General features: G+C 58.2%; 24 protein-coding genes. 14 read left to right on the forward strand and 10 right to left on the reverse strand.

Annotated features, from left to right (window positions below):
• Nucleotides 1–70: 70 nt before the first annotated feature.
• The 4 genes from B2590_RS11380 to B2590_RS11395 all read right to left on the reverse strand — a co-directional run bounded on the left by B2590_RS11380 (nt 71) and on the right by B2590_RS11395 (nt 3,194).
• Entirely contained in the window at nt 71–1,384 is a 1,314-nt protein-coding gene (locus B2590_RS11380; protein ID WP_083637214.1) for a tetratricopeptide repeat protein, read from the reverse strand.
• Nucleotides 1,385–1,538: 154 nt separating this feature from the next.
• Nucleotides 1,539–1,814 (reverse strand): hypothetical protein, encoded by a 276-nt coding sequence (locus B2590_RS11385; RefSeq protein ID WP_273064299.1) that lies wholly within the window; start codon nt 1,812–1,814, stop codon nt 1,539–1,541.
• A 98-nt stretch (nt 1,815–1,912) separates the two neighbouring features.
• A complete protein-coding gene (locus tag B2590_RS11390; RefSeq protein ID WP_083637215.1) occupies nt 1,913–2,653 on the reverse strand; it encodes an anti-sigma factor family protein in 741 nt (246 codons plus the stop codon).
• Between the two features lie 4 nt (nt 2,654–2,657).
• Nucleotides 2,658–3,194, reverse strand: a complete 537-nt coding sequence (locus tag B2590_RS11395; protein WP_228210406.1) for an RNA polymerase sigma factor — start codon at nt 3,192–3,194, stop codon at nt 2,658–2,660.
• A gap of 278 nt (nt 3,195–3,472) precedes the next feature.
• Between B2590_RS11395 and B2590_RS11400 the strand changes: the two genes are divergently transcribed.
• A complete protein-coding gene (locus B2590_RS11400) occupies nt 3,473–4,381 on the forward strand; it encodes a DUF4382 domain-containing protein (RefSeq protein WP_075195704.1) in 909 nt (302 codons plus the stop codon).
• A gap of 54 nt (nt 4,382–4,435) precedes the next feature.
• Here B2590_RS11400 and B2590_RS11405 read toward each other — a convergent pair whose 3' ends face one another.
• Both B2590_RS11405 and mrcB read right to left on the reverse strand, forming a co-directional pair.
• Nucleotides 4,436–5,011 (reverse strand): tetratricopeptide repeat protein, encoded by a 576-nt coding sequence (locus B2590_RS11405; RefSeq protein ID WP_286809872.1) that lies wholly within the window; start codon nt 5,009–5,011, stop codon nt 4,436–4,438.
• On the reverse strand, nt 5,008–7,332 hold the full coding sequence (gene mrcB / locus B2590_RS11410) for a penicillin-binding protein 1B (RefSeq protein ID WP_286847948.1): 2,325 nt from the start codon (nt 7,330–7,332) through the stop codon (nt 5,008–5,010). Before mrcB ends, B2590_RS11405 begins: the two co-directional genes overlap by 4 nt.
• An 80-nt stretch (nt 7,333–7,412) precedes the next feature.
• On the opposite strand from mrcB, the gene B2590_RS11415 reads away from it, so the two are divergent.
• Entirely contained in the window at nt 7,413–9,041 is a 1,629-nt protein-coding gene (locus B2590_RS11415) for an AAA family ATPase (protein WP_286809874.1), read from the forward strand.
• A gap of 19 nt (nt 9,042–9,060) precedes the next feature.
• Here the strand turns inward: B2590_RS11415 and sfsA are convergent, their stop codons facing one another.
• Entirely contained in the window at nt 9,061–9,789 is a 729-nt protein-coding gene (sfsA, locus tag B2590_RS11420) for a DNA/RNA nuclease SfsA (RefSeq protein WP_075195706.1), read from the reverse strand.
• 175 nt (nt 9,790–9,964) lie between these two features.
• Between sfsA and dksA the strand changes: the two genes are divergently transcribed.
• From dksA to pgi, 10 genes are all read left to right on the forward strand, one after another.
• Nucleotides 9,965–10,405 (forward strand): RNA polymerase-binding protein DksA, encoded by a 441-nt coding sequence (dksA, locus tag B2590_RS11425; RefSeq protein WP_075195707.1) that lies wholly within the window; start codon nt 9,965–9,967, stop codon nt 10,403–10,405.
• Nucleotides 10,406–10,459: 54 nt separating this feature from the next.
• Nucleotides 10,460–11,332: a tRNA glutamyl-Q(34) synthetase GluQRS gene (gene gluQRS / locus B2590_RS11430; protein WP_075195708.1), complete on the forward strand. Its 873-nt coding sequence runs from the start codon at nt 10,460–10,462 to the stop codon at nt 11,330–11,332.
• Nucleotides 11,333–11,382: 50 nt separating this feature from the next.
• On the forward strand, nt 11,383–11,559 hold the full coding sequence (locus tag B2590_RS11435) for a hypothetical protein (protein ID WP_007153470.1): 177 nt from the start codon (nt 11,383–11,385) through the stop codon (nt 11,557–11,559).
• Nucleotides 11,549–14,509 (forward strand): ATP-binding protein, encoded by a 2,961-nt coding sequence (locus B2590_RS11440; RefSeq protein ID WP_286809875.1) that lies wholly within the window; start codon nt 11,549–11,551, stop codon nt 14,507–14,509. The genes B2590_RS11435 and B2590_RS11440 overlap by 11 nt, the downstream gene beginning before the upstream one ends.
• A 7-nt stretch (nt 14,510–14,516) precedes the next feature.
• Nucleotides 14,517–15,926 (forward strand): sigma-54-dependent transcriptional regulator, encoded by a 1,410-nt coding sequence (locus tag B2590_RS11445; RefSeq protein WP_286809876.1) that lies wholly within the window; start codon nt 14,517–14,519, stop codon nt 15,924–15,926.
• 744 nt (nt 15,927–16,670) lie between these two features.
• A complete protein-coding gene (pcnB, locus tag B2590_RS11450) occupies nt 16,671–18,014 on the forward strand; it encodes a polynucleotide adenylyltransferase PcnB (RefSeq protein WP_041332651.1) in 1,344 nt (447 codons plus the stop codon).
• Between the two features lie 3 nt (nt 18,015–18,017).
• Nucleotides 18,018–18,533 (forward strand): 2-amino-4-hydroxy-6-hydroxymethyldihydropteridine diphosphokinase, encoded by a 516-nt coding sequence (gene folK / locus B2590_RS11455; protein WP_036203230.1) that lies wholly within the window; start codon nt 18,018–18,020, stop codon nt 18,531–18,533.
• Between the two features lie 118 nt (nt 18,534–18,651).
• Nucleotides 18,652–19,446, forward strand: coding sequence for a 3-methyl-2-oxobutanoate hydroxymethyltransferase (gene panB / locus B2590_RS11460; RefSeq protein WP_041332649.1), 795 nt, complete (start codon nt 18,652–18,654; stop codon nt 19,444–19,446).
• A complete protein-coding gene (panC, locus tag B2590_RS11465; RefSeq protein ID WP_036203225.1) occupies nt 19,443–20,291 on the forward strand; it encodes a pantoate--beta-alanine ligase in 849 nt (282 codons plus the stop codon). Before panB ends, panC begins: the two co-directional genes overlap by 4 nt.
• Before the next feature lie 31 nt (nt 20,292–20,322).
• On the forward strand, nt 20,323–21,987 hold the full coding sequence (pgi, locus tag B2590_RS11470) for a glucose-6-phosphate isomerase (RefSeq protein WP_286809877.1): 1,665 nt from the start codon (nt 20,323–20,325) through the stop codon (nt 21,985–21,987).
• Between the two features lie 7 nt (nt 21,988–21,994).
• Here the strand turns inward: pgi and folK (B2590_RS11475) are convergent, their stop codons facing one another.
• Together folK (B2590_RS11475) and folB are read right to left on the reverse strand one after the other, a co-directional pair.
• Entirely contained in the window at nt 21,995–22,513 is a 519-nt protein-coding gene (folK, locus tag B2590_RS11475; RefSeq protein WP_075195712.1) for a 2-amino-4-hydroxy-6-hydroxymethyldihydropteridine diphosphokinase, read from the reverse strand.
• Nucleotides 22,513–22,869, reverse strand: a complete 357-nt coding sequence (gene folB, locus B2590_RS11480; protein WP_075195713.1) for a dihydroneopterin aldolase — start codon at nt 22,867–22,869, stop codon at nt 22,513–22,515. Before folB ends, folK (B2590_RS11475) begins: the two co-directional genes overlap by 1 nt.
• A 159-nt stretch (nt 22,870–23,028) precedes the next feature.
• On the opposite strand from folB, the gene plsY reads away from it, so the two are divergent.
• Nucleotides 23,029–23,622 carry a glycerol-3-phosphate 1-O-acyltransferase PlsY gene (gene plsY, locus B2590_RS11485; RefSeq protein WP_075195714.1) on the forward strand — a complete coding sequence of 198 codons (594 nt, stop codon included), beginning with the start codon at nt 23,029–23,031 and terminating at the stop codon, nt 23,620–23,622.
• Here the strand turns inward: plsY and tsaD are convergent.
• A complete protein-coding gene (gene tsaD, locus B2590_RS11490; protein WP_075195728.1) occupies nt 23,619–24,674 on the reverse strand; it encodes a tRNA (adenosine(37)-N6)-threonylcarbamoyltransferase complex transferase subunit TsaD in 1,056 nt (351 codons plus the stop codon). The genes plsY and tsaD overlap by 4 nt on opposite strands.
• A 239-nt stretch (nt 24,675–24,913) precedes the next feature.
• Between tsaD and rpsU the strand changes: the two genes are divergently transcribed.
• Nucleotides 24,914–25,129, forward strand: a complete 216-nt coding sequence (gene rpsU / locus B2590_RS11495; protein WP_007153483.1) for a 30S ribosomal protein S21 — start codon at nt 24,914–24,916, stop codon at nt 25,127–25,129.
• The last annotated feature ends 96 nt before the right edge of the window (nt 25,130–25,225 follow it).

A 25,225-nucleotide genomic window follows, 5' to 3' on the forward strand; every position in this document is an offset into this window, starting at 1 on the left:
ACGCTAACCCGCGATGAACCTTTAAATAGCCCCGTTCGCCATGGCTGGATACGGATATCCCGCCATGACTTCAGAACACGGTCTCAAACCCGAGCATCACTTCCCGACGGCTGTAGTCATAACGTTCAATGGTACTGCGGTTGTCCAGCATGCTCCATTCCGCCAGCATCATCCATTCCCCGGCCAGTCGGTATTCCGCCAGCAGCGAACCGCGCAACCGGTTATCCGTGCGCCGCTCAGAGACCAGAGCCCCGTTCGACACGAATCGTTGGTCATCCTTGTAGCGGGAGTAACGAACATCGGCCTTGCCGCCCAACGAAAATCGGCCCGACACATAGTGACGGACTTCCGCCGACACAAGATTTCGTATGGGAGATACACTGAAGAACTCCTGCTGTGTCGAGAGATCCCTTCGATGGTTATCTTCCAGCTGATAATGACCGCTCAGAACCCAACTTCCCAACGCTTTATCGGCGCTGGCGCGGAATCGCAGCATTTCTCCATCGTAGGCGCTGTAATCGCTGCCACCGTCAATCGTTGAAACCGAACCACTTACGCTGCATTCAACACCAGAGACCACAGGAGCCAAAACGCACCGATCGGGATGATAGAGCATCTCGACCCGGGCCTCGCGCTCAAGGGGATCACCGCCAAACCAGGATGCCGACAGGCTCAGGGTTGATGTAAGCTCTCCGTCTCCCAGCTCTTTCGGCAACGACGCACCAGTGCTGAGATAAGTGTTATTAAAGGCAGAGTTCCCAGGGTACTGACGAGTGAAAGCAACCCCGTGCAAGCTGAGTTCCTTCATTCCGAGTTGAACAGTTCCCGCCGCCAGCGCATCCGCAAACCCGCCTTCCTTATCACTGGAAACATCATCCGGAGTTCCAGCAATATTGTCGTCGTATCCGCCAGCGACGGCGAGATAGCCACTACCATGGCGCTGACCCAATGGAGATTCCGCGGTGACATCAGCCAGCTGGTGACGAGCCAACGTTTGGACTTCTTCAGGTGAATCCTCGCTGGCAGCACGTTCGAACCACTGGCGGGCGTCGCCCACCTTACCCATCCTCTGCTTTACCAGACCGAGGTTGTAGTAAGCCAGAGGCGCATGAGGCGTTTCCAGCAATGTCAGGAATACGGTTTCGGCCGACTCGAGATCGCCGAGACGGAAGTAAACAACGCCGAGATTGTAGAGTAGGGATGGAGAGTTGGTGCCAGCCGCCCGAGCTCGCTCGAAAAAAATCCGGGCCTCTTCCAGGTTTCCTTGCCGAAAGGCCTCCACACCGGCATCGAAATCCGGCCTATTGGTGACCTCCATGGCCATCGCCGCAGGAGTCGAGGTCATCAGGGCAATAAACAGAATGGCTGATCGTGGGAACCCCAAGCTTTACTCCGGAAATACGCTGTGGTGGCGCCCCTCAAAACAGACGCGTTGAGTGAGGGCACGACAAAAACCGGAGTATAGCAACTGACGAAGTGCTTCGTCGCAGAAGGAAAATTACGATGCCGTATAGTTAGTAAGTAGTTAGCAAGGGAAGCTAGGGCCGGTCGGGACGATTGGAGACATCTGGCAGATCAGGCAACTCAGGCCGCCCCTTTCGCCCATTGTCATTACGGACTTCCCGAGCCCGCTCAGACGCTGCGTTGGCGGCATCCCGCCCTCTCTCGCGTGCGTCCCGGGCCTTATCCGCGGAATGAACCGACTTATCGATGCCACGATCTTTCGACGGTCGACCAAGTGATACCGGTTCACGCAGGTTAATCTCACGCACGACAGATTCCGTAAGGTCTTCGTCGTCTGTAACCATTCTCATGGTCACATCAAGATCATCACTGGCAAAAACCGTTGACGGTCCCACCAAAAACAGGCTGAGACCGACGAAACAGACAGCTCTCTGCCAGATTCCCGACATCATGACGAGGGCTCCGGACGTCCATTTATTGATGGGCCGTTGAGACTGGCCCGGAACGTTTTGGTTCTTTGGCCATCGTCAAGATGAGCGACCAGCTCACCCTCACCAGAGAACAGAATGTTTAATGGCAGGTTTACCACATTTTCGCCTTTATCCAGATCAACTCTCCAGCTCAACCTTTGGTGCCCGGGATAATCAGAAACCTCTACATGAGGCGGCAATTCCACTGTCAAAGTAACACCCTGCAGCGCTTCCCTGGAGCGAAACGCAAGCCGAACATTCCGGGCAACCGGCTTCAGTGCCGAGCGTTCATCCGCGCTTTCATCAACAACGGTTACTCGATGATCGGTTACTGAATCCGTTTTAATCTGCGCCAATTCATCCGCCGGTTCCTGGCCTGAACGCCAGCCAAAACCAAGTGCAATCCCCAGGACCAGGGCCGCCGCAATGGCACCTCCCACCCACGGGGCACTCCAACCGTAGTCCGTAAGGCTTTTGCGGGACCGGCGCTCCCTTCCGATGGCAACATCCAGAACCTGTTTCTCAAAACCCGGCGACGAGGGCGGTATCTCCTGACTTTCACGCATCGCGGTGACGATTGCCAATTCGTTGTGTGCGGCAACGGAACAGCTCTCACACTCGGCAAGATGCTGCTCAAGGCGGTTAGCCTGAGCAGCCGACAGCTCGGCCTTGGCCCAGGAACCCAGATTGTTTTTGCACTCGTCACACATCATTGCCATCACCTCATTCTTTCACACGCTCGGCCTGCGGAAAAAGTTCCGGACGCTCAAGTAACTTTTCCCGCAGGGCGGCCCGACAACGATGGACTCTCGACTTCACCGTGCCAACCGGTATTTCAAGCACCTGAGCAATATCTTCCTGGCTCCAGCCATCCACATCGTGCAGCAGCATCAGAGTGCGCCGATCCGGCGACAGAGTCTGAATAATCTCATCCATAACGGGCTTCAAGCGCTCAGAACTGATCTGCTCACTGAGATCGGGGACATCCGCGGCGTAGGAGTCTAGAAAGGAGGATTGCTGTTCCGGCTCTGCTACGTCGCTAACAGGCCTGTCGGCGCGACGTCCTTTGCGACGGACCTGATCAATAAAGTGCCGGTACAACACGCGATTCAACCATGGCCTCAGTTGCTCCACTGATTCCAGCTCCGAGAGACGGGGATATAGTTTCAAGACCACATCCTGAACCAAATCCTCGGCATCCTGTTGCTGCCCAGCCAAACGATACGCAAACCGGTACATAGCCTCCAAATGCGGCTGCACCAGTTTCTCAAATCGCTTGGCCCGGGAAGGGTTAAAGGAAAGTAAAGCCAAAACCGGTACTCGTCTGATTAATCGCGCAAAAAGAGGACGCAGTTTACAACACAATCCGCACGTAAGTATTGGCCCATGACCAAACCACCGATCAAAGTCGCATCAGCCGTCCAAGAGGCAAGGGTTAGCAGACACAATGGAACGGCTGACGACATTTCAGCGTTATGCCCTTGTGGCCACCCAACATTTCTTCAACCGGCCAGTGTCTTTCCCTAAGGAGGTTTGCAATGAATCAGTCTCTGAAATACCTGACAATACTTGGCTTTACCGGAGCGCTGACTGCCTGTGGCGGTGACAGCGACAGCAGTAGTCTTAGCGGAGGGGAAACAGGCAGCGTAAGCGTCGGACTGACTGATGCACCTGTAGACAGCGCCCAGGAAGTAAACATTGAGGTTACCGCGCTGGTACTTCAACCTTCAGACGGCGAACGTCGCAGGTTTGAGCTGGAATTCCCCGCACCGATCAATCTTCTCGACCTGCAGGGAGGTTCATTTGAAAGCCTCGTCACTGATGAGGAAGTTCCGGCTGGCAACTACAACTGGATGAGAATCGAACTCGGCGACGACAACACCGTCCTTCTTGATGACGGAAGCTCTCACATCCTTACCACTCCATCGGAAAGAGGCGTACAGACATCAGGGTTTACCGTTCCTGCCGGAGGTGAAGTCAGCTTTACCATCGACTTCGATGTTCGCAAGTCACTGGTTAACCCTGTCGGGCAGGACAGCTATCGACTCAAGCCGGTACTCAGGCTTGTCGACAACTCTGAGGTCGGCACTATCGAGGGTACGGTAGCTGGCGAACTGATCACTCAGGAATGTGGTGACGCAATGACTCCTGAATTTGCAGGCAATGTCTACGTTCATGAAGGTGCAGATGCCGTGCCTGACGACATTGGCAGCGAAAACGAACCGCTGGTTGTTGCTCCGGTCGACGAAAACGGAACCTATACCTACACCGCCGCTTTCATTCCAGCTGGCGAGTACACCGTGAGTTATACCTGCGGGGATGACCTGATCGAGAACGATCAAGGAGAACCATCAGACGACGACATCAACTTCAACGGAGCTCAAAATGTCACCGTTGTTGCTAGCGAGACGTCTACCGCTGATTTTGAACTCCAGACACAGCCGTAGTTCTCGATAGATAGCCGGGCAGTTCAAACACTGCCCGGCTCCAGTTACCGCAAATCACAAGGCCGACGCACGCGCCTCAGCCTGATCCGCCCCAGCCACATTCCCCCTGGCACGCCGGATATCCGCCAGCAGCAACCATCCCGAGCGCTGCAATGACGAATTGCTGCCGGCCAAAGACAACCCTTTCAACGTGAACTGCTCCGCCGACCCCAGTTGATCCAGTGCCACGTAGGCTTGCGAGAGCTTGAAGTACACCTGCGCCGAGCGTGGAGCGATTCGCTGCGCCCGCTCCAGTTGCGCCACGGCGGCCTGGGTTTCTCCGGACGCCATCAGGCTGTCCGCCCGCTGGATAAGGCTTCGTGCTGCCGGTGACAGAGCGTCTCCTTCATCCTGGTAGCTGGGGGCCGTGCGTTCTGGCTGTCGCACCGGTTGATCAGGCTGCTCGCTTTTACGTTCAACCCGCGGTTCGTCACGCGGCTCACTGGTTTGTGGCGGTTGGGGTGCCTCGTCAGGGGATGACCTATCACCGGCTGGCACATAAATGGAGCCACCGCCCGGGCCAGAGGCGCAACCGGCCACCGTCAGCGACAAAGCCAATAAACCAGCGTATTTAAACGTGTTCGATTTCATTGGAAGAGTCCTTCAAACCAGCCCCGTATCCGCCGCTCGATATTACCTCCGCAGGAAACCTCCATATCAGGCTCACTGCCGGTGATGAACGGTACGAGGCGTGCATTGTCACAATGTTCTTCTGTCAGGGCGACTTCGTCGGGATTGACCCAGAGGTACTCTACGCCATCCGGCACCACCGGCGAGAAGCCGTGCTGCGGTACCTGGCTCATAAACCGGGACCACACCGGTAACGCGCCGGTGGCACCGGTCAGAGACGTTGGGCCGTTATCGTCCCGGCCAACCCAGGTCACCGCCAGCAAGTCGCCGCTGAAACCGGCAAACCAGGAATCGCGGCCATCATCGGTGGTTCCGGTCTTCCCTGCAAGCGAGAGCTCCCTGGGCACGGTGCGGTACGCGGAACGCCCGGTGCCTTCCTGCATGGTTTCCTGCATAACATACTGGACAAGATGTACCGCGGCGGGATCCGCTACCTGATCCACTTTCAGGCTATAGCGCGACAGGGCCTCGCCTTGCGCATCGGTGACCTGCCGGATGGTTCTCAGGGGCGTATTGAAACCGGAGGTAGCCAGCCCCTGATAGATCTGGGCGACCGTTACCGGCGTCATGGAGACTGAGCCCAGTAACATTGAGGGGTACTCTGAAATACCGCCGGGAACGCCAAATCCCTGCAAGGTAGACTTCACGGCGCCGATACCCACATCCAGCCCTACACGCACAGTAGGCAAGTTATACGACTGGGAGAGCGCCTTGTGCAGGGGCACCTCGCCGCGCTGTTCCTTATCGTAGTTTTCCGGCTCCCAACGGCGTCCGTCGTCGAACACCAGGGAGAAGCCCTTGTCCTCGACAGGCGTGATCAGGGTATACCGATCCGGGTTCTGCAACGCCGTCAGGTAAACGAACGGCTTGACCAGGGAACCGATAGGACGGCTCGCATCCACGGCGCGATTGAAACCGGCGTATTTCGGGTCACGCCCACCAACCAGGGCCAACACCTCTCCACTGTCCCGCGAGGTCACTACCATGGCGGATTCCAGCGTGGTATCGGAACTCCCCTCCATTCGCCCGAGCATATCCTTGACGGCAAATTCCGCCGCATACTGGATCGCGGGGTTCAGGGTGGTGAAGATGCGAAGCCCCTCACTCTGCAGATCTTCCTGCTTGTAATCCCGGGCCAGGTGACGACGAACCAGATCGATGTAGGCCGGGTACCGGTTTTCAGAGTATGAAGCCTGGTTCGTAACACCCAACGGCTGGGCACGGGCCCTGGCGGCGTCCTCTTCGCTGATGAGATTGGTTTCGGCCATCACATCAATGACCAGGTTGCGACGGGACAAGGCACGCTCCGGATGGCGCCGGGGGTTATAGTAGCTCGGCCCCTTCACCAGGCCGACCAACAAGGCGATCTGATGGGCTTGAAGATCACGAATTGACTCGCCGAAATAGAACTGGCTGGCCAGCCCGAACCCGTGAATGGCTCGTGTACCTGCCTGCCCCACGTAAACCTCGTTGACGTAGGTTTCCAGTATGTCGTTCTTTTCGTAATGGAGTTCCAGCAGCAGCGACATCAGGGCTTCGTTGCCCTTGCGCAACAAGGTCTGATCCCGGGTCAGGAAGAAGTTCTTCACCAACTGCTGGGTCAGTGTGCTGCCCCCCTGCACGATCTGCCCGGCCCGGATATTGGCCAGCATTGCCCTGCCAATCGATAGTGGGGCGATCCCGACATGGTCATGGAAATTGCGGTCCTCAACGGCCAACAGCGTATCGGTGAAAAGTTCAGGCACATTCGCAAGTTGCACCAACACCCGATCTTCCTTGTGGGCGGGATAGATACCGCCAATCTGGGCCGGTGCCAGACGCACAATCGGTGAAGGATCGCCCGACAGTACCCGGAAATCCTGTACCTGGTCGCTGTATATGTTGAGCGACAGGCGCCTACGAGGTTCCAGCCCGTCAGTAAACAAAAAGCCCCGCGTGCTGATAATGAAGTGGCCGCCATTGCGGCGATAGGTACCTGCCTGGCTGCCATCCCCAGCACGGTAGCCGGACAGTTCAAGCTCCCGCTGCAGCGCGCCTGAGCTGACGCTCGCGCCGTCATACAGCTCCAGTGGTCTCGCATAAACTCGAGACGGCACTTCAAATCGACGGCCTTCAAAGCGGGAAGTGACCACCGCATCCAGGTAGACCATCCAACCGGCGAGCAGCACCACGCCGATAAAAAAGACGCGCAGAAACAGGCGCCAGAACCAGGGCCGGCGGGCAGACTTTCCCTTGCGGGTGTTTTTCTTGGGCGATTTCCGGGGGGAAGCAGATTTTTTCATGGCGGGATTATAACGAATCCGGGCGTCGGTACGGCAGGTCATCCGTGTGTTATTTCTGTAATCTGCCCGTTTTGCTCGTTATGATGGGGGCGATAAAAATCAACGAGTTCAAGGAACCCAAGGAGAGAGCCGTGAGCGACGCACCTTCCGACAACCTGATTCTGGCACTGCAGAATCCGGCGCTGTATGACCACCCGGTGAAAGACTTTCAGGTTATCGAAACGCACATCTCATGGGTCATCCTGACCGGCGACTATGCCTACAAAATCAAGAAGCCGATGGACTTCGGCTTTCTCGACTTCTCGACCCTGGCGCGGCGCAAGCATTTTTGCGAAGAGGAATTGCGGCTGAATCGGCGTCTCGCCAACAATCTATACCTCGACGTAGTGCCCATCACCGGCTCGACCGAGGCTCCGGCGCTCGGTGGCCAGGAGGACGCGTTCGAGTATGCCATTCGCATGCGCCAGTTCGACCAGAACGAACTGTTTGACGTGCGACAGGAAAACAGCAAACTCACGCCTGAGCTGCTCACCAGCCTCGCGCGGCAGGCCGCGGACTTCCACGACAGCCAACCACCGGTTGAATCCGGCAAACCACTGGGAACGCCGGAAGCAGTCTTCGCTGCGATGCAGGAAAACTTCGACCAGATCCGCCCGATGATTGACGATGACGTGCTCCTGCTTCAGCTCGACAACCTGGAGCAATGGACCCGCAGCACCTTTGAGCGCCAATCGGCCCTGATTTCCGAGCGCTACGAGGGCGGATTTGTACGGGAGTGCCATGGCGACCTGCACCTGGCAAATATCACGATCTATGACGGCGACGTGACAGTATTCGATTGCATCGAGTTCAGTGAGCCCTTCCGCTGGATTGACGTGATCAACGACCTGGCGTTCCTGCTGATGGACCTGGAGTCCCGCCGTGAGCCCGAGCTGGCGAACCTGGTATTGAATACCTACCTGGAATACCGGGGTGACTTCGAGGCCCTGTCGCTGCTGCCCCTCTACAAGGCCTACCGCGCCATGGTCCGCGCCAAGATTGCCCTATTCACTCTCGGCAACCCATCGCTGACCGACTCCGAGCGGGAAGGCCTGATGCAGCGCTACCGTGATTACGCCCAACTGGCGGAAGACTACAGCGCCATACCCAACCCTTATCTACTGGCCACCACCGGGCTCTCCGCCAGTGGCAAATCCTGCGTCAGTGGCTCCATGGCGGCGGAATTGGGGCTGATCCGGCTGCGCTCGGACGTGGAGCGCAAGCGACTCTTTGGCCTGGGCCCGCTGGACCAGAGCAAATCCCCGACCGGTGAGAAGCTGTACACCGAAGAAGCCAACCAGCGCACCTATGAGCGCCTGGCCGAACTGGCCGGCGCCTTGCTGACCAGCGGCCTGCCGGTCATCGTAGACTCTGCCTGCCTGAAACAGTCCGAGCGGGAGATGATGGCGGACGTGGCGGAGAGCCGGGGCATGCCGTTCGCTCTCCTGCACTGCGAAGCGCCCCTGGAAAGCCGTAAGGAATGGGCTCGCAACCGCTCAGGTGATGCCTCCGAAGCCACCGAGGAATTCCTGGAAGAACAGGAAGCCTGGCTTGAGCCTCTTACCACCGAGGAAAAAACCCACACCATTCACCTGTATACCGACCAGGAACATGTGGGGGAGGCGGTCGCAGACCGAATCCGCCAACATTTTGGCCTTCCCGGGATGTAAAGCGCCTGAAGTAACCAACTCAGGCGTCCAGAATAACCGGCACGGCCTCACCTAGCGAGATATCGCCATCCGGCCCTTGCGGGCCGGAAAGCTCCGCCCTATATGCCAGCAGCTCAACGCCGGCCGCCTTTGCCTCACGAAGCAGCACACCGTAGGCGCTGTCGATATGGTCGGCGGGCCGCACGCTGTCGATGCCGGTGTGATTGACCACAAAAAACAGCACCGCACGCTCGCCTGCCCTGGCCTGCGCCATCAGTTCCCGCAGGTGTTTCTGGCCACGGGAGGTTACGGCATCGGGGAAAAAGCCCTGCCCGTCCTCACATAGGGTCACATTTTTTACCTCAACCCAGGCATCCGGATGATGCTCGTGACCTGACAGGTGTAGATCGATCCGACTTTTCTCTGTGCCGTAACGCACTTCTGCCCTGCAGGTCTGGTAGGCGGCAAGCTCCGGAACGCCCCCATTTTCAATGGCTTCACGGGCCTGCGCGTTCGGTCGCGCCGTGTTGATGCAGGCCACCTCGCCCGGAGTAGTTTCAACCAGCTCCCAGGTATACTTCAGCTTGCGCTTGGGATTGTCACTGGTACTCAGCCATACCCGGGCATCCTGGGGCTGACACCCCAGCATGGAGCCCGTGTTGGGACAATGAGCAATGACCTCACTGCCATCCGGCAACCGGACATCAGCCAGGAACCGCTTGTAGCGCCGTATTAGCCGGCCTTCGATCAATGGTGCGGGCAACTTCATTTTGGTCTCCGTGCAAAAGTAGGCATCACAAGGCTGGCACCCCTGTGACTAATCTGCTATTTTCCGCAAATTCCCGTTTCAGGACGAATGCTTTTTCCAGGGTACAACCGGCCAGTATTCGCTGGTCGCCGGAAATATAGCGTTCTTGCGAAGTACAAACATGAGGCCGGGTTCAATGGCAAATACTGCAGAACAACCACGCGAACGTTTTACCAACTTCACCCCTTATGAAATGAAGAAGGGTGAAGACTACATGAGTGCGGAAATGCTGGAGCACTTCAAGAATCTGTTGCTGCAATGGAAGCAGGAACTGATGGAAGAAGTGGACCGCACGATGCACCATATGCAGGAAGACGCGGCAAATTACGCGGATCCCAGTGACCGTGCAACCCAGGAAGAGGAATTCAGCCTGGAGTTGAGAACACGTGATCGCGAACGCAAACTGATCAAGAAGATTGACCAGACCATCGACCGCATCGACAAGGACGACTACGGCTTCTGCGACCAGTGCGGCGTTGAGATCGGTATCCGTCGCCTCGAGGCACGGCCAACCGCGACATTGTGCATCGACTGCAAGACCCTCGCTGAAATTCGCGAGCGCCAGACTGGCATCTGATCCCAGGCCTTTGAGTATGCCGGCTCCCGAACCCGGGGCCGGTATTCGCCAGCCATGACTGATTCCCATTATCGCGGCCGATTTGCGCCGTCTCCAACCGGGCCTCTGCATTTTGGCTCCCTGGTCACCGCGGTTGCCAGCTACCTGGAGGCTCGTAGTCACAATGGCGCCTGGCTGGTGCGGATCGAAGACCTTGACCCTCTACGGGAATCCCCCGAAGCCACCCAGCGTATATTGGAGAGCCTGGACGCCCACGGCCTGCACTCTGACGAACCAGTGCGCTTTCAGTCAGAGCGCCACGCCCACTACCGCACATTGATCGACCAGTTACTCCATCAAGGGCTGGCCTATCGCTGTGCCTGTTCACGAAAGCAACTGCGGGAAAATGATGGGCGCCATCCGGAGCACTGTCGTGAAGGGAAGGCCGAACCGGGAGAACGTCCGTTCGCTGTCCGCTTTGCCCTTCACGAAGAGCGCAGCGAGTGGCACGACCAATTACTGGGCCCGCAACTGCAGAAGATACACGCCGAACTGGACGATCCGGTTATCCTGCGAAAGGAAGGCTTCTACGCCTACCAACTGGCGGTGGTTGCCGACGACATCGACCAGGAAATCAGCCACGTCGTCAGGGGCTCCGACCTGTTGGACATGACCGCACAGCAACAGCAGATCTATCGTTCACTGAGCACTCCACCACCTCACTGGATGCACATTCCGGTTATTCTCAACGCCGATGGTCAGAAGCTTAGCAAGCAAAACCACGCACCAGCCCTGGATGACCGGAAAGCGAAAGACAACCTGAAACAGGCCCTCGCCGCATTAGGACAGGATCAACGTTTGTTGGCAGGGGCATCAGACATCGGTACCCTGCTTGCCCGGGCCGCAGCCAACTGGGCGCCGGAGCGGATTCACCTGACAGCCCGGTGAACGACGTGTTATAAACCTTTTCACAAGCGACAGTGCGGATATCATGCCTGATGTATATCTACCGTCTGGTCTTCCTTCTGGTTCTGGCCATCTACATATTCTCTCCCAACATTCTTGACTGGTGGACGTCACCTGGGAATGCCTGGTACAGCCCCTACGTAATCTGGGCCGGCCTGATTGCCATCGGCTTCTGGCTGGAATGGCGACGGGATCCCAATGAGTTTTAGCGCACCCAGCCTATTACTGGCCAGCCTGTTATACCTGGTCCTGCTCTTCGGTATTGCGTGGGTGACCGAAAAAGGCGCGCTGCCCCGCAGCTGGATCAGACACCCCCTTGTCTACACGCTTAGTCTTGGCGTCTACGCCGGCATCTGGGCCGTATACGCCGCGGTAGGCATGGCCGCTGAATCTGGGTTTGGCTTCCTGGCCTACTACCTGGGCATCAGCGGTGCCTTTCTGCTGGCGCCGGTTCTGCTCAACCCGGTGATGCGGATTGGCCGCGCCTATCAGCTCACTTCTCTTGCCGACCTGTTCGCCTACCGGTATCGAAGCCAGTGGGCGGGCACGCTGGTGACCATCTGTTCCGGCACCGCCATACTGGCCCTGCTGAGCATGCAGATCCAGGCGGTATCCACGTCTGCCAGCCTGTTAGCGCCGGACACGTCGCCCCAACTCATCAGTGTGCTTTTCAGCATTATCGTGGTTTTGTTTGCCATGCTGTTCGGCACCCGTCGCAGTCAGGGTTCCGAGAATCACCAGGGCCTGGTTTTAGCCATTGCCTTTGACTCCCTGGTGAAACTCTTTTCCCTGCTGACCCTTGGTGGAGTCATCCTGTTTGGCGTATTCGATGGCATGTCGGGGCTGGAAACCTGGTTGGCGGACCAGAGCACCCCGGTGAGCACTATGACCATGAGCATTGACGACGGCAGTTGGCGTGCCTTGATGCTGATGTCTTTCGCCGGCGCCCTGGTGCTTCCCCACATGTACCACATGACGTTCAGTGAGAATCCGTCGCCCAAGGCCCTTGCAAAGGCGAGCTGGGGATTGCCCCTTTACCTGCTGCTGCTCGGCCTGCCGATCCCTCTGATTCTCTGGGGGGGCCAGGCGCTGGCCGCCACCACGGGACCGAACTTCTACGCCATCGGCACCGCCCAGGCCCTCTGCAGTCCAGCGCTGACATTGATGATGTACATTGCCGGCCTGTCCGCCGCCAGCGGCCTGATGATCGTCAGCACCCTGGCACTGGCGGGCATGGTACTGAACCACGCGGTGCTTCCATTACGGACCCCCAAGGACCACGGTGACATCTACCACTGGCTGAAGTGGGTCAAGCGCCTGCTCATCGCCGCCATCATCTTCACCGCGCTGCTGTTCCATGAAACCCTGGGTAAGAACCTGGACCTGTCGATCCTTGGTGCCATTTCACTATCAGGCATGCTTCAGTTGCTTCCCGGTGCCCTCGGTGTGATCTATTGGCCCGAAGGCAATCGCCGTGGCCTGATCGCCGGACTGATCTCCGGCCTGGTCATTTGGGTGGTTACCCTGGTGTTGCCGTTCTCCCATACCGCCAACCTGCTGGATTTCATCGGGGCTCCCCTAGTGCCGGACTACAGCAACTGGCACATCTTCACCTTCGTTAGCCTGACGGTGAATGTCACCATATTCACCCTGATTTCAGTACTGAGCACCAGTTCCGCCGAAGAAACCGGAGCTGCCCAGGCTTGCTCCCTGGGCGCACTTTCCCGCCCCCAGCGCAGGGAGTTGCTGGCAACCTCATCCGCGGACTTCACCCGCCAGCTCGCGGTTCCGTTGGGGCTGGGAGTTGCAAGACGGGAAGTCGAAAAAGCCCTTACCCAGCTCAAACTACCCAACGTTGAATATCGGCCTTATCAACTTCGGCGCTTGCGCGACCGCGTGGAAGTAAACCTTTCAGGATTGCTGGGCCCCGCCGTCGCCCGTGATCTGGTCAAACGGCACCTGGGCTACAAACCCATGGCCAGCGGCGGCACCGCACAGGATATACGCTATGTCGAACGAGCCCTGGGGGATTACCAGAACCGCCTGACCGGGCTGGCTGGGGAACTCGACAACCTGCGGCGCCATTACCGTCAAACCCTTCAGAACCTCCCCATTCCCGCCTGCTCTGTGGGTGACGACGGCGAGATACTCATGTGGAACAACGCCATGGAAGCCCTCACCGGCATCACGGCTGACGACGTGGTCGGTGCCCGACTGATGGCCCTGCCCGAGCACTGGCATCTGCTGCTGGACGACTTCAACAGCGGTGAGGACCTGCACCGGTACAAACACCGCCTGGACCTGAAAGGCCGCCCCCACTGGCTCAATCTGCACAAGGCAGCCTTGAGTGGCCCCGATCACACCGAAGGTGGCAGCATCATCCTGGTGGAAGACCAGACGGAAACCCGCCTGCTGGAAGACGAACTGATGCACAGCGAGCGCCTGGCCTCCGTGGGCCGGCTCGCGGCCGGTGTCGCCCACGAAATTGGCAATCCGGTCACCGGTATCTCCTCCCTGGCCCAGAACCTGAAGCTGGAAACCGACGACCCGGACATTCTGTCCACCGCGGATCAGATCCAACAGCAGACCCGGCGGATCTCCACCATCCTGCAGTCGCTGATGAACTTTGCCCGTACCGGAAACCATGCCCACGCCAACCGCTACGAACCGGTGGACATACACCGTTGTGTGGACGAGTCCATCAACCTGCTGTCCCTCAGTGACAAGGGCATGGGCATTCACTACCGCAACGAATGTCCGAATGAGCTGACCATCCTGGGGGATGAACAACGGCTGGTGCAGGTGTTTATCAACCTGCTGGCCAATGCCCGGGACGCCTCACCCATCGGTGGAGAAGTGCGTATCAGTGGAAACCGTGATGGCTACTCCGCTATTATCGAGGTCACCGATGACGGCTCCGGCATACCGAAAGACCAGCTGGACCATATCTTCGAGCCTTTTTACACCACCAAGGCCCCCAACAAAGGAACGGGCCTGGGCCTGTCGCTGGTGTACAGCATCATTGAAGAGCATTACGGCAACATTCAAGTGGACAGCCCGGCTGATGCTGACACTAGCCGCGGCACCTGTGTGCGCATGAGGTTGCCGGCCTACGAGCCGGACACCGGTACCACCATCAGCCAGAACGAAGGGTCGTAAACGCGTTATGCCTCGCATTCTGATTGTAGAAGACGAAGAGATCATCCGTTCAGCGGTTCGCAAGCTGCTTCAGCACGCCGGTTACGAGGTTGCCGATGCTGGCTCCGTTGAAGAAGCCGAAGACAACCACGACCCCGGCGAATTTGACCTGATCATCTCCGACCTTCGACTGCCCGGCGCAGCCGGAACGGAACTGATACGGCGCGCACCGGACACTCCGGTGCTAATCATGACCAGCTATGCCAGCCTCCGCTCCGCCGTGGACTCCATGAAAATGGGCGCCGTGGAGTACATTGCCAAACCCTTCGATCACGATGAAATGCTGGAAGCGGTCGAGGGCATTCTCGCCAGAAAGCCGCCGATTTCTTCCTCGAATACCCAGTCATCATCGAATCAGGCAGATGCAGCTGCACCGGACAGCGACCCGGCCAGCATTATGTTCGGTCACTGCGATGCCATGCAGAAGGTGTTCACCCTGATACGCAAGGTGGCACCGACGGAAACCACGGTGCTGATCCAGGGCGAATCCGGGACTGGCAAAGAACTGGCTGCTCGTGCGCTTCACCTGATGAGCCCCCGGGCCGCCAGACCGCTTATTTCCGTAAACTGCGCCGCCATCCCGGAAAGTCTGATCGAGTCAGAGCTGTTCGGTCATGAAAAGGGGTCATTTACCGGGGCGGTATCGGCCCGGACCGGCCTGATCGAAGCGGCCGACGGCGGCAGCCTGTTCCTGGACGAAATCGGCGAATTGCCCGCCGAGGCCCAGGCCCGTCTGCTACGAGTGTTGCAGGAAGGCGAGATTCGCAAGGTGGGCTCCACCCAGAGCCGCCAGGTGGATGTGCGAATGATTGCTGCCACTCACCGTAACCTGAAGGCTATGACACGGACGGGTGGGTTCCGCGAAGACCTGTTTTACCGACTGAACGTCATGCAGGTTCGCATACCGCCGCTGCGGGAGAGACAGTCGGATATTCTTGGCCTGGCCCAGCGATTCCTGCAACGCCAGGGCGAGAAAATGAACAAACCCGGCCTGAACCTGACACCAGAGGCCATGCGCGCGCTGGAACGACACCGCTGGCCCGGCAACGTCAGGGAGCTGGAAAATGCCATCGAGCGCGCCACCATCCTCTGCGACAACGACCTGATCACCCCGTCACTGCTGGATCTGGACGGTGAAGGTGGCGATGTCAGCATTCCCGAAACCCTGGTGGACGGCAACAACGAGCAGGCGCCCTCCCGGGAAGCCGAGGCCACCAGTGATCTCTCCCTTGAGGATTATTTCCAACACTTTGTGCTGGAAAACCAGGATCGCATGAGTGAAACCGAGCTGGCCCAAAAGCTGGGGATCAGCCGTAAATCTCTGTGGGAGAGGCGGCAACGCCTGGGCATCCCACGAAAGAAAAGTTCGGGGAACTGATACTTTTCCGGTACCCCTCAACAAGCATTGTTACCGGGAAAGTGTGAACCTGAGCTCAGTTGTTACCCAGTGTTCCTGACGGTAACACCCCAGATCTAAAAAACGCGACCTCAGTAACACTTAAGTCTTACGATCCACCTTCTCAAATAGACCGATAATACTAACCTACTGTTAATAAACAGTTTTCAAAAACTGGCACACGGACTGCAGTCTATAGGGCGCACAACAACAAAAACAACAGTGACAACGCAGCGCCAACAACAAGAACAAAAAGCTGTAGAAGACGTTCGGTAACAAAAACAAAAACAGAACGTGAGCGAACTGAGTGTTTTGGGTACTTTGCTTTTTAGTGGTCCCACGGCACGTGCGAGTTGTAGATGTAGAGAAGAATCGTCTTCCAGGCGGCACTGCATTTACCCAATGACTTGCCCGATGTCTCTGACTGCTCTGTGTATTCAAAGCTTTCCGTTTGCACTCCTGGAATCCCTGAACTTGGGGATTGACAGTGGGGTAGAAAAACGAAGAAAAATCCCGGTAAAAACAAAAACAATGCAGATCGTCAACGCTTTCAGGGCGGGTTCGTGTAAACGAATCCGCCTTTTGATTATCTGGCCCAACCATTTTTCAAACCGACCATTTACGCCCTTCCTTTGGTTGTTTTCACCAGCTTGTGTCGCCAAACGTGTGCAAATCCCGTCCAAACCGTTAAACTCTCGCTTTTGCTCAGCGCAATAACGGAATTCAATGCTTAAACGACTATTGTCATACGTGTCAGGAAACGGGAAGAAAAAAGCCCGAACCTATCAACGTCAGGATATACCCCGGGACCAGCATAACGTCTCCCGCTCATTCATCAGCGAGCCCGCCAAGAAAGTGCTCAGCCGGCTGAACAATGCCGGTTACGAAGCGTATCTGGTGGGCGGTGGTGTTCGCGACATACTGCTTGGCGGCAAACCCAAGGATTTTGATATCGCCACCAACGCCACGCCGGAAGAGGTGCATGACCTGTTCCGCAACTCCAGGCTGATTGGCCGGCGCTTCCGCATTGTTCACGTCCTGTTCGGCCGGGAAGTCATTGAGGTCACCACCTTTCGCGGAAATGCGGCAGAAGCGCAGGAAGATGACGACGACGATGACCGCAGAACCAGCGAGCATGGCCTGCTGCTGCGGGATAACGTCTACGGCAATCTGGAAGAAGACGCCTTGCGCAGGGACTTCACCGTGAATGCCCTCTATTACTGCATCCGCGACTTCACCGTGGTGGATTTCGCAAACGGCATTGAAGACCTGGAAAACCGTCAGATGCGCCTGATTGGTGACCCGGAAACCCGCTACCGGGAAGACCCGGTACGTATGCTCCGCGCCGTACGCTTCGCCGCCAAGCTGGGCTTCGATATCGAACCCGACACCGAAGCCCCGATCCGGGAACTGGCACCACTGCTCACGCACATTCCGCCAGCTCGCCTGTTCGAAGAAGTGCTTAAGCTGTTCTCCGCAGGTTTCGGTGAAGCCACTTACGACCTGCTCAGCGAATACAACCTGCTGGCGCCTTTGTTCCCGGAGACGGTGCAGGCCATCAACAACGGCGAGCCGGATGAACTGATCCGCAAGGCCCTGCGAAATACCGATGCCCGCATCGCTCAGGGCAAGTCAGTAACGCCCTACTTCCTGTTTGCGGCCATGCTCTGGCCAGCCCTGCAGGCGGAATGGCGGAAACGCCAGGATAATGGGGAGCCGGTACAACCGGCATTGCACATGGCCATCGCCAAGGTGATCGGCCGACAGGTTCAGGCCACCTCGATCCCCAAGCGCTTCTCCGGCCCGATGAAGGAGATCTGGGAACTGCAGATGCGCCTGCCACGTCGCCAGGGTAAGCGCGCATTCGCCACCATGTCCCACCCCCGCTTCCGGGCCGCCTATGACTTCCTGCTGGTAAGGGAAGCCTCGGGCGAAATCGAACCCGGACTGGGCCAGTGGTGGACGGAATTCCAGGAAACGGACGAGCGCGGCCAGGAACGTATGTTGACACAACTGGGCAGTGACGGCCCCAAGAAACGCCGCCGCAAGAAGCCCGCAAAAAAGGCCTGACCAATGACGGCCACGGATGTTTTTATCGGGCTCGGCAGCAATCAGGCTGACCCTTCCGCGCAACTGGCCGGTGCCGTGGCCCGGCTGGCTGCGCTGTCGGAAACTGAACTGGTGGCCCAGTCCCCTTTTTATCGCAGTAAGCCGGTGGGCCCGCAGGACCAGCCCGATTTCGTAAACGGCGCAGCCTGGTTACGCACGGAACTTTCCGCCCTGGAACTGCTCGACCAGCTACAGGCCATTGAACAGGCTCATGGCCGCGAACGCATACAGCACTGGGGGCCGAGAACCCTGGATCTGGACCTGCTCCTCTATGGCAATGAAACCATCGCCAGCGAACGCCTGACCGTACCCCACGCCGAACTCGCCAACCGCGACTTTGTCTTGCAGCCGTTACTGGACCTGGAGCCCGGACTGGCACTGCCAGACGGCCGCACCATCGCGCAACTGCGACAACAATGCCCTGACAACAACCTGCAAAAACTCAATCCGGTGGAACGGGCACCTTTCCCGCCCGGCTGAGACCAACGGCTTGGCGTGCGGCTATTGCCACAAACACACCCCCGGATTACCCTAAAGGCCTGGATGCCGGCATACACCCGGCCCGGTCTGGCCCATCCACCCACAAGGCAAGGATTCTATGGCTGTTACCATCAATACTCTGCGCGATTACAAGCAGAAGGGCGAAGCTTTCTCCGTTCTGACATCCTACGATGCCACCTTTGCTCAAATCGTCAGTGAGGCCGGCGTTGATGTTATCCTGATTGGCGACTCTCTTGGCATGGTGCTTCAGGGGCACGACAGCACACTCCCCGTGACCATGGATCAGATGGTGTACCACGTGTCGTCCGTAGCCAAAGGCAACCGGGGCTCGCTGATCATGGCCGACATGCCGTTCATGACCTACGGTACCACCGAGGCCGCCCTGGAGAACGCCGCCGAGCTGATGCGCGCCGGTGCTCACATGGTCAAGCTGGAAGGCACCGACTGGATGAAGGACACCATTCACGCCCTGAGCGAACGCGGCGTGCCGGTATGCGCCCATCTGGGCCTGACCCCGCAGTTCGTCAACAAGTTTGGCGGCTACAAGGTCCAGGGCCGGGACGAAAAGCACGCCGAGCTTATGATTGAACACGCCTGTGAACTGGTGGCCGCGGGCGCCGATGCCATCCTGCTGGAATGCGTACCTGCGCCGCTGGCAGCCAGGATCACCCAGGCCGTACAAGCGCCGGTGATCGGCATTGGTGCCGGCGCAGACACCGACGGTCAGGTACTGGTGGTCCACGATATGCTGGGCATGGTCACCGGCCGAAAACCACGCTTTGTGAAGGACTTCCTGGCGGAGTCCGGCTCCATCAAAGGTGCCATCGAAGCCTATGTGGCCGCAGTTCGCGACCGCTCATTCCCCGCCGAGGAGCATACGTTCAAGGCATGAGAACCGTACATACGCTTAAAGAACTCCGTGCCATGCTGCGCAGCTATCGCCAGCAAGGAAAACGTATTGGGCTGGTTCCCACCATGGGCAACCTGCATGACGGGCATATTTCATTGGTCAGAAAGGCCCGTGAAGCAGCCGACATCGTCGTGACCAGCATCTTCGTGAACCCGATGCAGTTCGGCGCTACGGAAGACCTGGACACCTATCCCCGCACACTGATTGAAGATCAGGAGCGGCTTGAGGCTGCAGGCAGCACCCTGGTGTTCGCCCCCTCCAATGAAGAAATCTATCCCGAGGGACTGGCCCGGCACACCCGTATTATTGTTCCGGAAGTCAGTGAGGGCCATTGCGGCGCCAGCCGGCCCGGACACTTTGAGGGCGTAGCCACGGTCGTCACCATGCTGTTCAATATGGTTCAGCCGGATATCGCGGTGTTTGGCGAGAAGGATTACCAACAATTGGCAGTCATTCGCAAACTTACCCAGGATCTGATGATACCGGTGGAAGTCATCGGCGGCCCGACCGTTCGCGAAGAGGACGGTCTGGCGAAAAGCTCCCGCAACGGGTTCCTTACCGAGGACGAACGCGCCATTGCACCGACTCTCTATCAGACACTGAAGAACACCGCAGAACAGATTCACGAAGGCCGGACCGATTTCACAGTGCTGTCCCAAGAGGCCAACGATGCCCTCAGTAAAGCGGGGTTACGCCCGGATTACTTCAACATCGCCAACAGCCTGACCCTGAAACCGGCCAGCGCCGACGATACCGAACTGACTCTACTGGTGGCAGCGTTTCTGGGTACCACACGACTGATCGACAACCTGTCGATCACCCGCTGATCCGACATTCACTGACAGAAAGGATTCCACAATGTCCCAGGGCTCTGTACCACTCACCAGCCGGCCCGAGTGGCAGGCACTGAAGACACATCAGGCGGAACTGGAAAGCACCCACATGAGGGAGCTTTTCAGCGACGATCCCGGCCGAGCCAGCCGTTTTTTCATTCGCGGCGGCGGCCTGTCGCTGGATTACTCCCGCAACCGCATGACCGATGACACCCTGGCGAAGCTGATGGCATTGGCCAGGAAATGCGGTGTACCGGAGCAAATCGAAGCCATGTTTCGTGGCGACCACATCAACGTCACTGAAAAGCGCCCGGCGCTGCACATCGCCCTGCGGGACACCAGCGGCGCTTCCATCCACGTTGACGGCACCGACATCACTCCGGAAGTGGAAGGCACGCTGAAGCGCATGGCGCAGTTCGTAGACGACGTGCTTAGCGAGCGCTGGCAGGGGCATACCGGCAAGGCCTTTACCGATGTGGTCAGTATTGGCATTGGCGGCTCCTTCCTCGGCCCCAAACTGGTATCGGAAGCTCTACGCCCTTACTGGCATGGCCAGTTGAAGGGCCACTACGTCGCCAACATCGACGGCACCCAGATAGCCGAGGTACTGCGCCGGGTCAACCCGGAAACCACCCTCTTCCTGATCCAGTCGAAATCCTTCCGTACCCAGGAAACCCTGGAGAACAGCAAGGTGGCCCGGGACTGGTTCCTGGACAACGGCGGCAGCGAGGATCAGATCGCGAAGCACTTCGTGGCGGTTACCGCCAATACCCCGGAAGCCGTTAAATTCGGCATCTCCGAAGACAACATCTTCCCCATGTGGGACTGGGTGGGCGGACGCTACTCGCTGTGGTCCGCCATCGGCCTGCCCGTGGCATTGACCATCGGCATGGAGAATTTCCGTGCCCTGCTCTCCGGCGCCAATGCCATGGACCAACATTTCCATACTGCGCCACTGGAGCAGAACCTGCCTGTGGTCATAGCCATGCTGGGGGTCTGGTACAACAACTTCTGGGGCGCGGAAACCTACACCATCCTGCCCTACGACCACTACCTCCGCAGCCTGCCCGCGCACCTGCAACAACTGGACATGGAAAGTAACGGCAAGAGCGTGACCCAGGGCGGTGAGCCGCTAACTTACCAAAGCGGCCCGGTGATCTGGGGCGGCGTGGGTGCCAACGGCCAACACGCCTTCCACCAACTACTGCATCAAGGCACACGCCTGATTCCGGCGGACTTCATTATTCCTCTGGAGACCCACAACCCGGTCGCCAGTCACCACGTTACGCTGTTTGCCAACTGCCTGAGCCAGTCACGAGCTCTGATGTCCGGCAAGACCCTGGACGAAGCCAAAGCGGAACTGAAAGCCGAAGGCATGAGCTCTGGAGAGATCGACAAACTGGCGCCTCACAAGGTGATTCCCGGCAACAAACCCAGCAATACCCTGCTGATGGAGAAATCGACGCCGGAAACCGTCGGCGCGCTGATCGCTCTCTATGAACACCGTACCTTTGTGCAGGGCATTATCTGGGATGTGGATTCGTTCGATCAGTGGGGCGTGGAACTGGGGAAACAGATGGGCAAGGGCATACTGGACCGCCTGACCGGCGATACTGCCGAAGGCGACGAGGCCATCGACAGCTCAACGGCCAGCCTGATCCAGATATACCGCTCACATCACGGGGCGTAAAGTCCCTTTATCGGGCAGCGGCCTGCGAGATGCGCCGGCCCCGCCAGGTAAAGTCCACCGGCCACAATTTCTGGTCACGGTCATAGGCCTGCCACAGCGCCTGGTAACGCTCGCCGCAGACCGGATGAACGGCGGTCGGCGCAATTTCCGCCAGTGGCAACAGCACGAAGGCGTTTTTCAGGATCTCGCCCCGGGGCAGCTCGACACCATCGACCCGGCCCACCTCGTGATCGTAGGTGAGAATATCCAGGTCCAGTGTTCGGGGACTGAACTTTGGCACATCCCGCCGTCGACCATTGTCCGCCTCAAGTTGCTTGAAGCGGGCCGACAGCTCGGCCACGCTCAGGTCGGTATCGACGCCCACCACCAGATTGTAGAAGGGCGAGCCATCAAAACCGACCGACTCGCTCTCGTAGACAGATGAGATAAGCGGTTCGTCAAACCAGCCAGCCAGTGCATCCAGCGCCGCAGTGATATAGCGCTCGCGGTCAATGTTACTACCGATACTGATATACACCCGCGCCATCAGAGGCTCCCCCGTTCAATCCTTACACCCACGGCTGCTGCAGCCGGAACGGCGCCTGGCTTACGAAGGGTCAACTTGACCCAGCGCACGTTGAATTCACTCTGTAGCAAACCGGCAATGCCTTCCGCAGCGGTTTCCAGCAATTGGGGGCGAGCCTCGACAAGGTAGTCTGAGACCCGCTCACTGACCAAAGCGTAGTTCAGAGCATCACTGACATCATCCGACGCCGCCGGTGCCCTGTTATCCCAGGCCATCTCCAGGTCTACCAACAGTCGCTGACTGACTTCCCGCTCCCAGTCGTACACGCCGATGATTGCCTCAACGGCCAGACCTTCGATCAGTACACTATCTGTCAACGGAGGCACTCCCGGGCTTACACTCTTTGCTGATTGAATAACGCGCAGGCAGCGGATACTGTGTAAAATCTGACCTGCTTCGTCGCGGGGCCGGCATTTTCTCACAAATGACCAGTACGCGTCTTTGCGTCTTTTTCACTTTGCCAATGATCGCCACCGATGAGCTATCTGAGTGACCCGGTACTGACCGTTCTACTGTGCGCCCTGGCCTACCTGGCGGGCTCGATGCTGTTTGCACTGCCGGTCTGTCGCGCCTGGCATCTTCCAGACCCACGCGCCCAGGGCTCCGGGAACCCCGGCGCCACCAATGTCTACCGTACCGGCGGATGGCCGCCAGCGGCACTGACGTTATTCCTGGATGCCGCCAAGGGCTGGCTTCCGGTGTGGTTTGCCCACCAGGCAGACCTGACCATCCTTTCCCAGGCCATTGTGGCGCTGTGCGCGGTGACCGGGCACATGATTCCGTTGTTCTATCGATTCAAGGGTGGAAAAGGCGTGGCGACGGCACTGGGCGCCGGGCTTGCGCTGGCTCCAGCGACCACGCTTCTACTCGCCGCCATCTGGGCCCTGGTGATGTGGCGCTGGAAAATTTCGGCGCTGGCTTCGATTGTGGCCATTGTCAGCGGCCCCATCATCAGTGCCCTGATCGAACCCGACACCCTGCCACTGTTCGGCCTGCTGGCCATCCTGATTGTGGTACGTCACCGCAACAATCTAATCCGTATGGCCCAGGGCCGGGAACCGGGCTTCTAGTCCACCAGCCCATTCGTCCGTGGTTCGCCAACCGGTGGCAGTGTATTCATCGGCCAGCGCGGCACTGCCACAATTCGATCGCCATCCTGCTGGCCTGAGTTCATACGCTGACAACCCGCGTAAGCAATCATGGCGCCATTATCCGTACAGAACTCAGGGCGTGCGTAGAACACGGCGGCACGAAGTTTCTCAGTCATTTTCTCAAGCCCGGCACGCAACCGCTTATTGGCGCTAACGCCGCCGGCAATCACCAAGCGCTTGCAACCGGTCTGCTCCAGGGCACGGCGACATTTGATGGTCAGTGTATCCACCACCGCTGCCTCGAAGGCCAGGGCAATATCGGCTCGGGTCTCGTCATCCAGCCCCCCAGCACGTTCTGCCGCAGTTACCGTATTGAGGGTAAACGTCTTCAAGCCACTAAAACTGAAATCCAGCCCCGGCCGGTCTGTCATCGGGCGCGGGAACCGATACCGGCCAGACGTGCCCTTTTCAGCCAGCGCCGCCACCCTGGGCCCGCCGGGATAATCCAGCCCCAGCATCTTGGCGGTTTTATCGAAGGCCTCGCCGGCGGCATCGTCCACAGACTCACCCAGCATTTCATACTCGCCAATGCCCTTAACCAGCACTAACTGGGTATGGCCGCCGGAAACCAGCAGGGCAACAAAAGGAAACGCCGGGGGATTGTCTTCCAGCATTGGCGCCAACAGATGACCCTCCATGTGATGGACACCCAGCACCGGCACACCCAGAGCAAATCCCAGGGCATGGGCCACAGAACCACCTACCATCAGCGCTCCCACCAGACCGGGACCGGCGGTGTAGGCAATGCCTTCGATATCAGCGCGAACCCTGCCGGCATCGGCAAGCACCTGATCACACAGCGGCAGCAGTTTGCGGACATGGTCGCGGGAGGCCAGCTCCGGCACCACACCGCCGTAATCCGCGTGCATATCAATCTGGCTGAACAACGCATGCGCCAGCAGCCCGCGTTCGCTGTCATAGAGGGCAACGCCGGTTTCATCACAGGAGGTTTCAATACCGAGAATCAGCATAAATAAGGGCCACAACTCCGGACTGGTGAACATCAGCGGAGCATTTTAGCAGAAACCCGAAACCCTCCGTCAGTTTCATCGAACAAACATTGACCTCGGCCATGGGCAGGCGCTATCATTGCCGGCCTTAAATACGCACTGGTCGAGTTTTAGCCAATCTGACCAGGTATCGAGTCGATCTGACAGACCGGTCGATCAGACAAAACAGAAACCGAATCAATCAGGTAGGTGATTTTCGAATGCCAGCTGTTAAAGTGAAAGAGAATGAACCGTTTGACGTAGCCCTTCGTCGCTTCAAGCGCTCCTGCGAGAAAGCAGGCGTTCTGTCGGAAGTACGTCGCCGTGAGCACTACGAGAAGCCGACAGCCGTGCGCAAGCGCAAGGCAGCCGCAGCCGTCAAGCGTCATCTCAAGAAGCTTCAGCGGGAACAGCGCAAGTTCGAGCGTCTGTACTAAGCTTTACCGGACGCCGCTTGACTGCAAGCCTATAATCGCCTGTATAGCCGCAGGTTGCACAGAGCGATACCAAAATGCCGCCGAGGCCTGGCTTCG

The sequence above is a fragment of the Marinobacter sp. UBA3604 genome, assembly GCF_002375325.1.
GTDB lineage: Bacteria > Pseudomonadota > Gammaproteobacteria > Pseudomonadales > Oleiphilaceae > Marinobacter > Marinobacter salarius.